This window comes from Fibrobacter sp. UWH6, assembly GCF_900142465.1.
GTDB lineage: Bacteria > Fibrobacterota > Fibrobacteria > Fibrobacterales > Fibrobacteraceae > Fibrobacter.
On sequence record NZ_FRAX01000014.1, the window covers coordinates 61526 to 74204 of the forward strand.

Sequence of the window (12679 nt, forward strand, 5' to 3'; positions counted from 1 at the left end):
CAGAAGTCAGCCACTTCGCTGGCGATTATTTTGAGCGTTCCCCACTTCGTGGGTCGGGCTATATTCTGGGGGTGATCGGCTGCGCTTACGCTTGCCACTCACCTCCCAGAACCAAGCCTCGCTCCGCGAGTCTTGTCCCCAAGGGGTCACTATCCCTAACGCAGATGCCGAAATATTTTTCTGAATTTACAATTCTTCAACATAACAGAGAATATAGTATCGCTCTTTTTCTGTAAGCGGACCGTTTTTCTTCTTTACTTCTTTTATTATTGCGTTTTTGAATTTGTTGTTGAATTGTTTTAATAAGTATTCTTTGGCCTTTTTTGCCTTTTCATTACTATGAGGAATCCATATGTCTGCAATAATGACTGCATGTTTGGAATATCCTTTGGTTTCCTCATCAATATTAATATTCTTCCAGTTGTTTCTTATTCTTTTCAAATCAGATTCAACGGAATCAATTTTGTTTTTGCTGTTTATTCTTTTCGCTTCAACTAGATAAAGTTTTTTCGCTTTTCTACTTATAATTAGAGAATCAAAGTGTTCTTTCTTATTGGACTTACTATTTTCTATCGGAACTTCTTGCCATATAACTAAATCTTTTTCAGCGGCTATATTGTAGAAACAGCTGCAAAAATTAAAAGTTAGATTTCGTTCTGTAAACCCGGTAGAACCAAACGATGGATAGTAGTTATCCAATATTTTTTCATATCGTTCTACAGTCTTATTTATTACTTTGTCTAAATTCATTTTTTACTCCTTGATAATTACCATTAATAGCCTTCTGTGCAGTCAATTTTTTCTGTTCCGACCCGACCATCAGTACACTTGAAATATCCGACAAGCTCTCCCTTGCGGAATTTTCCTGATCCGGCTAACTTTCCATTCTCGAAATAGACCTTGGAAACTCCGTCCATTACGCCATCTTTGTAAGTGTTTGTTCTATACAGTTTTCCTGATGAGTAATAACCTTTTTCTATTCCGCTAACCTTACCGTACTTAAAAGGCGTTTCCCAATTAAGGACTCCGTTTTCATAGTATTGCTTTTCAATGCCCTCCTGCATATCATTTTTATAAGGCGTTTCAAAAAGCAATGAGCCACGTTGATAGAACTGTTTACCAAGACCGTCCCTTTTCCCTTTTATGAGCGGTAATGTATATTTAAGTTCCCCGGAGTCGTAAAATCCCTTTTCCACGCCAACTTTCACAGCATTCGTTCCATATTTATGTGTATATGGCGTAATTGCTTTTAGGTTTCCAGATTCATAGAACCAATTTTCTTGTAAGGAACTGTCACTTGTAGGCGATGGATAAATCATCCGAGAACGAACTGATCCGTCGTCGTAAAATCTCTTGAGAGAATCCAATTCCCATGCAATCCTTCTCTGTACATTTATTTCACGGGTCTCGGTTTTTCCGTCTACTTGTCTGCGAACCTGCACGGTGGCGACAGAACCGATTTCGCCCATCAGCAACCTATAAACCTCACTAAAGGCCCCCTGCGCCTTCTTTCCGTCTATGGACAGGAGTATGTCGTCATAACATAGTTTGTCTGCTTCATGTTTACATTCTTCTGGATGTATAAACCACTTGTCGTTCCATCCGCTTAACGCTCCGTCAGCTTTCTCTAAAGATTTTACTTTCCAAAAGTTTCCGTCTTTTTCGATATCGCTGGCCAAAAGGCCGTAGTTACGCGCAGAACGATATTCGTAGCGAGGAATCACGTAATTGCAATTTTTAAAGATCCGTGAATATTCCACATCGGCTCGATAATAAGAAACTCGTTGAAAAGTGCAGTTGTCTGGACTGGGAGGATATTCTAGTCTTACAATTCCGTTTAGTTCTTCGTTGGAGCATTCTGCCACGATGGCAAGATGTTCTCCCCAATAAACTTTCAAATATTTAGCGTTTTCGGGAATATTCGTCTCCTCATCAGAAACTGTGATTCCGTTACAGACATAGACTCCTTCGCTCTCTTCTTGAACATTTTGGCATATCGTGCCAAATACAGCTCCAGACATTCCAAAAATCAACAAAGTAATTTTCGAAATGGATTTATTTAGAAAGCAACTCACAATCATCTCCTTTTATGGTTGAAAAACTTCCGATATTGAACGTGTTGCATTTTATTTTAACCTTTTCACTCTTTTGTAAAGAACGTAATTTGTCTGTATTATCAAGAGAAAATGCCCCCTCGACATAACAGCTAAACGGTTTTGAATCAGAGCTACGAAGAGTCACCAATAAATGATGACTTTGACTAGTCCAAAAATTAGATTCAACTTCTTCGACAGATTTTAGTTCTCCAAGTACAATCATTTTCTGACCTGATATTTTTTCTTTTAAGGCTAATTCATTGTTGTCAAGTTCATCGCATAAGGTCTCTACCGAATATTTTAAAATTTGTTCAGGTTCTATACTTTGATGAACCCACTGATATAGTTCATCTTGAATGGAATCCGCAGAGGATATTCCAAACAGAAGAAAAAGCGTCATTTTTAATGCTCTAAAGCCCATTTGCGTGTTAGCCTTTTTTTGAAAATTTTTAGTCCTTTAGGGCAACCTCAAGCGGACTTGCGGCGACAATCAGCGCATAAAAAAAGGCGTGGTGTCGTTGGATCCGAAGCAGAGGCCCTAGACAAAGCCTGTTCATGAATCTACAAACGACCCACGCCCCAGTGGGGGCGTGAGCATCTGCATCTTATTCTCATGAACTAAAAGAAATTGTCTAGGTTTCTGCGTCAAGAACAAGAGCGTTGCTCTACTAAAATGTTATTTCGTTTTCTATGTGCTTATAAAAACTCCATTTATTATGTTTTTAAATATATATAAAATCATAAAGTTCAGTTTCTTTCATTGGCTGCAGAACCGTTCTTATTTTGCAATTTCCATTGAAAACTGTCGAAATACTGTAGCTGAATAGCCCTTTTAATTGAAAAAAGATGGTGAAAAAGGGCTTTTTATGGTGTTTCAAATCAATCAGCGGGGGGACATTGTTGGCGTTTTTGAAGAAAAAATGTATTTTAAGGGCGAGGATTTTTATGGAAGATCTTGTTTTGACAATTCCAACCCAGGATTTGGGTATCATGGAGACGCTAGCGAATCGCATGGGCTGGACCGTGCGGTCAAAGCGGAGCATTGTCCAGAAATTCGTCGATTCATGTCCCAAGACTCCGATGATGACTGATGAAGAAATCGCCGCTGAAGTCAACGCGGTCCGTTACGGGAAATGAAGGTCCTGTTCGACACAAATTTGTGGATATCATTCATGATAGGCAAGCGGCTTGCTTCGCTTGCCGATGTTTTATGCCGTAATGATGTTCAGGTTTATATGAGCGAGCTGTTGCTAGATGAAATTCAAACTGTGATAGCTCGTCCGAAATTTAACGTTATTATTTCTCAAGAATCTCGGCAAGCGTTTGTTGATATGGTAGATAATGTTTGTCATTGGACTCCAATCACAATACAAGCTGAATCACCTATTAGGGACATTAAGGATCTCTTTATATTGTCAATGGCAGAAAGCGTTCCTGTTGATTTCATTATAAGTGGCGACAAGGATTTGACGGAACTAGAAAGCCATGCTGGAATACCAATTCTTTCGTATTCGGAGTTTTTGAATAAATTAGGTTTATAAATGAAAAACGCAGGCTCGGGGAGTCTGCGTTTCAAATTTAAAAAGCGATGCCGGAACGGTGTCCGGCATGACATATTGGACGATTAGCGAACAACCTTGCGATCGTCAGCTGTCATTGCGAGGAACTCAGCGACGGTCATCTGACCCTTATCGCCTTCCTTACGCTTGTTGACTGCAACCTTGCCTTCGGCCATTTCCTTTTCACCTACAATAATCTTATAGGGGATTTTCTGGAGTTCGCACTGACGGAACTTGTAGCCAAGCTTTTCGTTGGATTCGTCGATGTCGCAGCGGACGCCGGCGTTCACCAGTTCGCGTTCCACCTTGTGGGCGTATTCAGCGAACTTTTCAGAAATGGGGAGGACGCGTGCCTGGACCGGAGCCAACCACAGCGGGAAATCGCCCATGAATTCTTCGATAAGGATGCCCAGGAAGCGTTCGATGGAACCCACGGCTGCGCGGTGCAGCATAACGGGGATGTGCTTCTGGTTGTCCTTACCCACATATTCAGCACCGAGACGCTGGGGCAGGTTGAAGTCCACCTGGATGGTTCCGCACTGCCAATCACGGCCGAGAGAGTCCTTCAAGGTGAATTCAAGCTTCGGGCCATAGAAGGCGCCTTCGCCCGGGTTCAAGATGTAGTCGAGGCCTGCAAGCTTGGTGGCTTCTTCAAGAGCTGCTTCTGCCTTGTCCCACAGTTCGTCAGAACCCACGCGGCGTTCCGGACGGGTAGAGAACTTCACCACGATGGAATCGAAACCGAAGTCGTGGTAGATTTCCTTCACGAGAGCGCAGAAGTCAGCCACTTCGGATGCGATCTGTTCTTCGGTACAGAAGATATGAGCGTCATCCTGAACAAAGCCGCGAACACGCATCAAACCGTGCATGGTACCGGCCGGTTCGTAACGGTGGCACTTACCGAATTCTGCAAGACGCATCGGAAGGTCACGCCAGCTACGGAGGCCGGTGTTGAAAATCTGGATATGGCAGGGGCAGTTCATGGGCTTCACAGCCATTTCAACGTCGCCAGCCATGGTCTTGAACATGTTTTCGTTGTACTTGTCGGCGTGACCGGACTTGATCCACAAAGTCTTGTTCACGATTTCCGGAGTAATCACTTCCAGGTAGCCACGACGGTCGATCTTACCACGGATGTAGTCCTTGAGGGCGTTCACCATCTTGGTGCCGTTGGGGTGCCAGAACACCATGCCAGGAGAATGGTCTTCGATGTGGTAGAGGTCCATTTCCTTACCGATGCGGCGGTGGTCGCGCTTTTCGGCTTCTTCAAGGAACTTCAAATAAGTTTCCAGGCCTTCCTTGTCGGCAAAGCAGGTGCCATAAACTCGGGTCAGCTGGTCGCTGTTCTGGTCGCCGTGCCAGTATGCACCTGCGAGGGAGAGCAGCTTGAAGGACTTCAGCTTGCCAGTGCTCGGGACATGAGGACCTGCACAGAGGTCTTCCCAGTTCTTGCCCGGTTCGCCGTTAGCATAGAAACTCAGGGTGCCGTCGGCGCCTTCGCGAGTCAGTGCGCGTTCGGCGTTGTCGGTCTTGTACTTGTCGCCAGCGGTGCGCTTCAGGCCTTCTTCACCGGAAACAACCACGCGAGTGAACGGGCGGTCTTCCTTGATGATTTCCTTCATGCGCTTTTCGATCTTTTCGAAATCAGACTGCTGAAGCGGAGTGGGTGTCATCAAATCGTAGTAGAAACCCTTTTCAACTGCGGGACCGTAAGCCAGCTTGGTGCCGGGGAACAGGTCGCAGATGGCTTCTGCCATCACGTGGCTGCAGGAGTGGCGCAAGAGCATCAAGCAATCCGGATCGTCATTGTTTGGAGTGATGATCTTGAAAGCGCCATCTTCGGTCAGGGGGCGGGAAAGGTCCAGGACCTTGTCGCCCAGCTTAACGCCGAGAGCCTTGCGTGCGAGGCCTTCAGAAATGCTCTTTGCGATTTCGAGGCCGGTGGTGCCAGATTCAACGGTACGTACGCTGCCATCGGGCATGGTGAGGTTGATTTGAGACATAATAATTTCCTTTTTTGGGCAGTTCTTGCCCGGTTCCGCAGAAATACGACATCTGACGGTGCGGCCAAACATAGAATTTGGAGAGCGTCGTGGCAAACGGCTTTTGGGCGTTGCCGCGGCATCAGCCCGCGGCCGGGCTGTCGCGTTATCGGCTCGCAAGGCTCGCCGTCCGTTCAGCCTCGCTTTGCGAGTCCGAATGGCTTCGCCACTTCCATCCCTAACGCGCTATGGTAATATAAACCTTGCTCTGTGTAATGGTTTGTATTATATTTTGATAAAATTGCTTCGGCTCGGAAATACCCAAATGTGAACATTTGGGTGCTTCGCTCGCCTTGCATATTTTTGTAATGTATTGAACTTGTAATGCGAGGCGTTTATGGCAACTACTGTGCTACAGATTCGTATGGATGAAGACCTCAAGAACGAGGCCGCGGATCTTTTTGACAAGATGGGGATGGACCTTCCCACTGCAATTCGCGTTTTCTTAAAGCGAGCTGTGGCTGAAAAGGCGATTCCCTTTGAAGTTCGCGAACCCCGCGCTGCCTATTCCGCAAATAGGGGCATTGCTGCCTTGTGAGCCTTGCAGGCTCAAGCCGAAGCTAACGGAGTTGCAGGGATGAGTGAAGAAGAAATCGAAGCAGAAATTACAGCCTATCGTTCTGGCAAGTAAAATTCAGAGAATTCAATCCCTTCTAAAGTCGTTGAATTTCTAGAAATTCTTGCAAAGGAGTACCTGTGAAAAAGAACGCGCAACAGAACTCGGTTCTAGAAGAAGTTGAAAAATGGCGTAATGATAAAGATGTAACTGACGATAGCGTCTCTAAGGTTTTAAATAACAAATCTCAGGAACTGCCTAATATCAAAAAGGTTTCAAAAATTTGGGGATAGCAGAACCTAACTGGGAATTTTTGAAATTGTAGCGATTTCCGTACCAAAAATTAAAACACAGTATCCAACTTCTTGTAGTTGAAAATTCTGCGCTCCATGTAAGAATCCATTTCATCGCCGGAGTAAATCAGGCCGCCTTGTTTTCCTTCAAAATTTGGAACAAAGCTTTCGGCTTTGGTGAAGTTCTTGAAAAATTCCGGCACAATGGAATCGCTGGCTTTGATTTCGTACGGAACGACGGATCCGCCTCTAACATCTAGCAAGTCGATTTCAATGCCAGATTCTGTTCGTAAAAAGTAAAGGTCTGTTTTTTTGCCAGCATTCAGTCGAGCTTTCATGGCTTCGAGTATAACCATGTTTTCAAACAGGTTGCCGAACAAGCCATCTTTTTCAACACGCTCTGCATTTGTCAGGGAGAGCAGCGAGCACGGAATACCCGTATCTACAAAGAATACCTTTGGCGATTTTGTCAAGCGCTTGGTAACATTGCCAAACCACGGCTGCAATGTAAATACAATGTGGCTTGCTACCAAAACGGAAAGCCATTCCTTGAGAGTTGTAGAACTTACGCCGACATCGCCTGCCAAGCTGGAGTAATTGATTATTTGCCCAACTCTGCCTGCCAGTAATGTGAGAAACAGCTCAAACTTGCGAAGATCCTTGACATTAATTAAGGTTCGGACATCTCGTTCAATGTATGTTTGGATGTAGTCGCGATAGTAACTTTCCGCTTCAAGATTTTTCTCGTAGAGGCGAGGCATGCCTCCATTTAAAATGAATTCACCTCGAGAAAAATCTTTGTTGTAATTTGAAATTTCGGAAATGGAATAAGGCAACAATGTGAAGATACTTGTTCGTCCGGCGAGGCTCTGGGATATCGCTTGGCTCAATAAAAGTTGCTGGCTACCAGTGATTACAAATTGAGCATCCAGCCCGGTGCGGTCAACTTCCACCTGTACCTGGCTCAGCAATTCCGGGCAATTCTGGATTTCGTCAAGGATAATGGGCGGCTTATGGGATGCCAGGAATCCCTTGGGGTCTCTGTGGGCAAAATCTCTCAAATCTCGTTGTTCCAAGTTTACATACTTGTAATTAGGAAACAGTTTTTTTGCCAAAGTAGTTTTGCCGGATTGCCTTGGCCCGACAATCGTTATGACAGGGTACTTTATTCCTTCAGAAAGGATTTTTTCTTCAATTTTTCTAGAAACCATGCCTAGAATATAACTAATACATTGTGGAAATTTCAAGTTAAATTTGATATTTCCACAATAATCAATGTCAGAACGGATGATTGAAAATACACAAACCTTGCTTTGTGTAATGGTTTGTATTATATTTTGATAAAATTGCTTCGGCTCGGAAATACCCAAATGTGAACATTTGGGTGCTTCGCTCGCCTTGCATATTTTTGTAATGTATTGAACTTGTAATGCGAGGCGTTTATGGCAACTACTGTGCTACAGATTCGTATGGATGAAGACCTCAAGAACGAGGCTGCCGATCTTTTTGACAAGATGGGGATGGACCTTCCAACGGCCATTCGCGTTTTCTTAAAGCGAGCTGTGGCTGAAAAGGCGATTCCCTTTGAAGTTCGCGAACCTCGCGCTACTTACTCTGCCAATAAAGGTTGGAATGCGTTTATGGAGTTGCGCAATCAGGCCCAGCAAGGCCCTGCCGCAGGAATGAGTGAAGAAGAAATCGAAGCAGAAATTTCAGCCTACCGCGCGGGAAAGTAACAACGGCGGAGGAGCTCGTGGTGTACGCTGTTATTGACACTAATGTCATTGTGTCATCTTTGTTGACGAAGAATCCTTTGTCTCCTGTAATGTTGGTGATGCACGAACTTTTTGCTGGGAAAGTGCAATTGCTTGTTAATGACGCTATTCTTGCGGAATACAAAGAAGTCCTTTCTAGACCTAAGTTTGAGCTTGACGAAAAAGCGGTTTGCGAAACTTTGGAAAATATCAAAAGCCTTTGTATAAACGTTGATGCTCCAGAAAGCGGAGTTGTACTTCCCGATCCCAAGGACATTGTGTTCTATGATGTTGCTCTTGCTTGCCGTGACAAGGATGCGTCGCTTGTAATGGGGAATACCAAACATTTTCCAGGAGTTTCTTTTGTTGTAACTCCTCGAGAGTTTCTAGAAATTCTTGTGAAGGAGGGGGTGTGAAGAACGAACATGAAAAGTCGTTTCTTGAGGAACTTGAAAAATGGCGCAAGGATTACAATGTGACTGACGATAGTGTTGCTAAAGTCCTGAATAGAAAATCCAGGGAACTATCCAATGCGAAAAAGAATCCCAAAATTTGGGATTCTTCTTTCGTGTTCTGAAGTTCAGATTACTTCACCACGTAGATGCTGTTTCGAGGCGTTCCTGGGATTGAAATCTTTTTGCCTTCTTCTATATAGACTTGGCGGATGGCGATTCTTTGTCCCATGGGATTGAAAACGTGGACGGTGGCCATGCCGCTCTTTGGGGCGATTTGCATATCCTTTGCTATTGCAGTGGGGTCCGTACTATCTGCAGGATTCTTTTCTACTTCAGAACTGTCAGCAGGAATTTCCCCTATTTCGGTACTATCCGCGGGCGTTTCAATATCGGGGACCTTGGTGGAGTCATCCTCAACGGGTTTTGTGTATCCGTCCACTAATCCGTTCAGGTAGATTTCCATATTCAGGTAGCCAGATGCGTCCTTTTTCAAGGCGTCGCTGGGATCGTTCTTATTCAAACCCATTTTCTCTTCCCATTCATCGGGAATGCCATCTTTGTCTGTGTCGGTCTTGGTGCCGTCTTTAAAGTTGCCAACCACATTGGCGAGGCTTAAGCTTGCTTCGTCAGAAATGATAGCACCCTTTTTCCCCAGAGAAGTCAATTCGTCAATCATGTATTTGTCAACGTCATCGCGTGCGGGGTAAGAGGCGCCTACTTCTTTTACGATGTAATTGTAGGCTTCCTTGGCGGATGTCTGCTGGGTGATGGCTGCAAAGGCTACGGGCAAGTTTTCGAAACTATCGTGCGATGCTACCGTTTTAGACCCGTAGAAAGATCCGTCGGATTCTGTGGTCGCCAGGGATCCGCCCAGCTGTCCATTTCCATCGGCGTCGATATAGTTGCCCTTCTGGTAAATCTGGAACGTTTGTGTGCCGCGGGTAAAGGCGGATGTGCCGCTGGAATTGGGGCCGCCAATAAAGTAGTTGTCTTCTACTGCGGCCCAGGAGTTCCCTTCGGAATCACCCATAATGTAGCCGCCGCCTCCGCCCCAGTTATAAACCACGTTGTTTACAAACTGGTTCAGACCCTTCACCTTCGGGTTACGAGTCTTGTTATCAATGTACAAATTGCGGAATAAGGTTACACCGCCATCAGTTTGTATCAGGCCTCCGCAGGAATGGTCGTGCAGTCCTTGGCCGATAATGGAATTCTGGATGGTAATGTTTGCGGGTTTGCTACCCTTGTTGTCCCAGCTAATGGAGAAGGTTTCATCGCGGCCCCAGCTAATGGACAGATGGTCAAAAATCATATCGGTGCCGTTAGCCACACCGGCGGCATCCTTCTTGCCGCTAGGCGCACTTTTACCCATGCGGAAACGCATGTGGCGAATAATCAAGTTCTTGGCGCCAGAAAAGGAAACGCGATCGCCGTAAACCACAACGCCATCCCCTGGGGCCGTTTGCCCGGCAATGATGGAGTTGCCCTTGAAAACCAAGGTACTCTTCAGCTTGATAATGCCACTGACGTCGAAGACCACAATACGTCCGTCTTTACTGACGGCGTCTCTCAAGGAGCCTGTGCCGGAGTCGTCTAAGTTGGTGACGTGATAAACTTCAGGAGCGCTGGCGGCGCGAACGCCCAAAGTGAAGCGGCCAAATCCCTCGGCAGAGGGGAATGCCAACAGAGGTTCAGCGGCAGATGCTGCGGAGATCCCGAAGGACAAAATCAGAGCTGAGCTTAGAAAATTTTTCATACAAACAATCCCTTTTTAACACCAGCTGTAAATCTAATGTTTTTCAGGAAAAATACGATGAAAAAGTCTAGGAAGCGTTCAAAAACCGTTGTCTTTGGACAATTCTACTTTTTGGGGGCTGTATTGAGGAGAATTAGCAACTCACCCAAACAGTTTCTGATTGAACTCTATCTCAAAGCCTGCGTAATGGGGTGTCAGCTTGCGAAGGGTGGTGCACAGTCCGTCGGTTTTTCCTTGGTAGGGAAAGTTTTTACGAACTTTCAGTTCCGGGGCCCTAGCGTGAATTTCGCTGATGATTACGTTTGCAATCATGTTTTCTTGGGGACGGCTCGGGTCAAAGAGAATGCCGATGTCGGCGTCCCTTTCCTTGCCGTTCAGTACCGGCGTAAAACTGTGGATCGCCAGATGTAGAACGGGTGTTGTTGCTGCGGTGGTGCTGACGTATTCTTCTACGGCATTGCGGTAACCCAGATAGTAGGCGAAGGCTCTCTTTCTTAGGGCGAAATATTTTGCGTCCCCCTGATTGTCCTTGATGGAATCCCAGAATTCGCTGAACACGCTATGGTTCCATAGGCTTCGATTCAGGTCGATAAAAAGTCTGCTGTATTTTCCAGCGCAGTAGAAATCGGGCTTTTCCTGTTTGACAAGACGTTTATAGATGTCATAAACACCATAGTCGTAACCCCGATGAGATTCCAAAATTTCGCAGGGAATGTTCAGGTTCCTGGCGAAGGCGGGAACAGCGTTATGGGCATGTTCGCAGGAGAGGAGTAGTTTGAAATCGTTGAACATAGATGTCTCGCGCTTTTGCGCATATTGAGGGATTACTCTTCAACTCCGTAGAGGGTGTTTTCTGCAAGGCAACGGGCAAGGCGACCATATTCGCAAACAAAGTCATCGCGGCCGGGATTGGTGCCTACATTTTTTACCAAGGCGCTTGCAAGTGTTCCGCGCTTGAACATCTTGAGGAGCAGTTCCTGTGAGTGTGCGGAAATCTTGGACTGGACCTTTGATGTGATTTTCTTGATCAGTTCGCCGGCAGTGATTTCGCTAGCTTCAATGCCGAAGGTAATCAGGAAGTTTCTGTCGCGGATGATGGTCTTTTCTGCAAAGCGGGTGGTGTCCATCAGGATCTTTGCCAAGGCCTCCGTTTCCAAAGCTTTTACGCGTTTCAGGGCGCTGCTGGAATCGATGCCGTTGAAGGCGCCTTCAGTAAGGCCCTTCAAGACTGCCACTTCCCATTCGGCGATGGCGATGTCTGCATCGGGGCATTCCTGAATATCCACCAGGCGGATTTCCACCGCACCGCGGTCAAAGCGGGCGATGGCTCCGCGACTGTTTAGGAAGAAATGGTTCAGCAGGTGTTCCGGATCGTGGGGGGCGATGTCCTTCTTTACCTTCTCGAAAATCTGCTTGTTATAGTCTTCGTAGGTAAAGACGGCTTCCGGAATCACGAGCCCTGCAATGCTAGGGACTCTATCCTGATTGTGGCGGTAGGTTTCAATACGGCCATCCAGGAAACCGCAGTATTTTCCATCCAGGAAGGGGCTGGAGGCGGCGATGGCGGGAATCAGGGGCAACAGCGCGCGAATAGCGGCGTGCAGTTTTCCAAATTCTTCGTCACCATTGAAGCTCAGGTTGATGTGGGTGCTCTGCAGGTTGGCCCAGCCGTGACCCTTGCAGTTGAAAATGCGGTCATAGGTCTCGTAGATTTCGTTGCAGTCATAGGGCCACAACTGCATTTCTGCCGGATCCATAAAGGGGTGGGCTGCGCTAGGCAGGAGCATGGCGTTTATGGATTTCAGCTTTTCGTTGGCAAGGAGAATTTCCTTGTGGAAGGTGGCTCCCAGATTCTTTAGGTGGTCCACCGGTTCGGCGCATTTCAGTTCCAGAACATGGCTAACCAGTTCGTTGGAAAGGCCAATGGGGCCGTGCTCCACGTCGGAAAGTTGTTCGCCGTTCTTGTCATGACCCAGGGGCACATCAGCACGAGGGAGAACATTGAGATTGTCACGGTCAACGATCATGTATTCCATCTCGATGCCGTATTTTTGCCAAAGTTTGTATGCGTTCATAATTATTCTCCACTCGTCATTCTGAGCGCAATGCCGAAGAATCCATAAAGCATTTCACTGGATCCTTCATTTCGCTGCGCTCCATTCAGGATG

At 46.1% G+C, this 12679-nt stretch carries 15 protein-coding genes; 7 read left to right on the forward strand and 8 right to left on the reverse strand.

The window, feature by feature from the left end:
- Nucleotides 1-186 precede the first annotated feature (186 nt).
- From BUB73_RS11980 to BUB73_RS11990, 3 genes are read right to left on the reverse strand one after another with little or no spacing between them, the layout of a single operon-like run.
- Nucleotides 187-750 (reverse strand): hypothetical protein, encoded by a 564-nt coding sequence (locus BUB73_RS11980; protein WP_073286156.1) that lies wholly within the window; start codon nt 748-750, stop codon nt 187-189.
- A gap of 23 nt (nt 751-773) precedes the next feature.
- Entirely contained in the window at nt 774-2021 is a 1248-nt protein-coding gene (locus BUB73_RS11985; RefSeq protein ID WP_170932336.1) for a hypothetical protein, read from the reverse strand.
- Between the two features lie 34 nt (nt 2022-2055).
- Nucleotides 2056-2517 (reverse strand): hypothetical protein, encoded by a 462-nt coding sequence (locus BUB73_RS11990; RefSeq protein ID WP_073286162.1) that lies wholly within the window; start codon nt 2515-2517, stop codon nt 2056-2058.
- A gap of 415 nt (nt 2518-2932) precedes the next feature.
- On the opposite strand from BUB73_RS11990, the gene BUB73_RS11995 reads away from it, so the two are divergent.
- Together BUB73_RS11995 and BUB73_RS12000 are read left to right on the forward strand one after the other, a co-directional pair.
- Nucleotides 2933-3187, forward strand: a complete 255-nt coding sequence (locus tag BUB73_RS11995; RefSeq protein ID WP_139259205.1) for a hypothetical protein — start codon at nt 2933-2935, stop codon at nt 3185-3187.
- A gap of 42 nt (nt 3188-3229) precedes the next feature.
- Nucleotides 3230-3637: a putative toxin-antitoxin system toxin component, PIN family gene (locus BUB73_RS12000; protein WP_073286167.1), complete on the forward strand. Its 408-nt coding sequence runs from the start codon at nt 3230-3232 to the stop codon at nt 3635-3637.
- A gap of 83 nt (nt 3638-3720) precedes the next feature.
- Here BUB73_RS12000 and thrS read toward each other — a convergent pair whose 3' ends face one another.
- Nucleotides 3721-5658 carry a threonine--tRNA ligase gene (gene thrS, locus BUB73_RS12005; protein WP_073286211.1) on the reverse strand — a complete coding sequence of 646 codons (1938 nt, stop codon included), beginning with the start codon at nt 5656-5658 and terminating at the stop codon, nt 3721-3723.
- Between the two features lie 376 nt (nt 5659-6034).
- On the opposite strand from thrS, the gene BUB73_RS12010 reads away from it, so the two are divergent.
- Complete coding sequence (locus tag BUB73_RS12010; protein ID WP_249269481.1) at nt 6035-6235, forward strand: type II toxin-antitoxin system RelB/DinJ family antitoxin; 201 nt, start codon at nt 6035-6037, stop codon at nt 6233-6235.
- A gap of 158 nt (nt 6236-6393) precedes the next feature.
- A complete protein-coding gene (locus tag BUB73_RS17365; RefSeq protein ID WP_158236685.1) occupies nt 6394-6546 on the forward strand; it encodes a hypothetical protein in 153 nt (50 codons plus the stop codon).
- Nucleotides 6547-6596: 50 nt separating this feature from the next.
- Here BUB73_RS17365 and BUB73_RS12015 read toward each other — a convergent pair whose 3' ends face one another.
- The gene (locus tag BUB73_RS12015; RefSeq protein WP_139259206.1) at nt 6597-7916 is read right to left on the reverse strand and encodes an ATP-binding protein; all 1320 of its coding nucleotides are present in this window, start codon (nt 7914-7916) and stop codon (nt 6597-6599) included.
- A 72-nt stretch (nt 7917-7988) separates the two neighbouring features.
- Here BUB73_RS12015 and BUB73_RS12020 point away from each other — a divergent pair, with 72 nt between their 5' ends.
- Genes BUB73_RS12020 through BUB73_RS17370 form a run of 3 tightly spaced genes read left to right on the forward strand, consistent with a single transcriptional unit; the run spans nt 7989 to nt 8877 of the window.
- On the forward strand, nt 7989-8282 hold the full coding sequence (locus BUB73_RS12020; protein ID WP_073159599.1) for a type II toxin-antitoxin system RelB/DinJ family antitoxin: 294 nt from the start codon (nt 7989-7991) through the stop codon (nt 8280-8282).
- A gap of 20 nt (nt 8283-8302) precedes the next feature.
- Complete coding sequence (locus BUB73_RS12025; RefSeq protein ID WP_249269455.1) at nt 8303-8716, forward strand: putative toxin-antitoxin system toxin component, PIN family; 414 nt, start codon at nt 8303-8305, stop codon at nt 8714-8716.
- Nucleotides 8713-8877: a hypothetical protein gene (locus BUB73_RS17370; protein ID WP_158236684.1), complete on the forward strand. Its 165-nt coding sequence runs from the start codon at nt 8713-8715 to the stop codon at nt 8875-8877. Before BUB73_RS12025 ends, BUB73_RS17370 begins: the two co-directional genes overlap by 4 nt.
- Before the next feature lie 8 nt (nt 8878-8885).
- Here BUB73_RS17370 and BUB73_RS12030 read toward each other — a convergent pair whose 3' ends face one another.
- The 3 genes from BUB73_RS12030 to BUB73_RS12040 form a co-directional block, all read right to left on the reverse strand.
- Nucleotides 8886-10511: a pectate lyase family protein gene (locus BUB73_RS12030; RefSeq protein ID WP_088658983.1), complete on the reverse strand. Its 1626-nt coding sequence runs from the start codon at nt 10509-10511 to the stop codon at nt 8886-8888.
- Between the two features lie 141 nt (nt 10512-10652).
- Nucleotides 10653-11303: an N-formylglutamate amidohydrolase gene (locus BUB73_RS12035; RefSeq protein WP_073286173.1), complete on the reverse strand. Its 651-nt coding sequence runs from the start codon at nt 11301-11303 to the stop codon at nt 10653-10655.
- A 32-nt stretch (nt 11304-11335) separates the two neighbouring features.
- A complete protein-coding gene (locus tag BUB73_RS12040; RefSeq protein WP_073286176.1) occupies nt 11336-12586 on the reverse strand; it encodes a glutamate-cysteine ligase family protein in 1251 nt (416 codons plus the stop codon).
- Between the last annotated feature and the right edge of the window lie 93 nt (nt 12587-12679).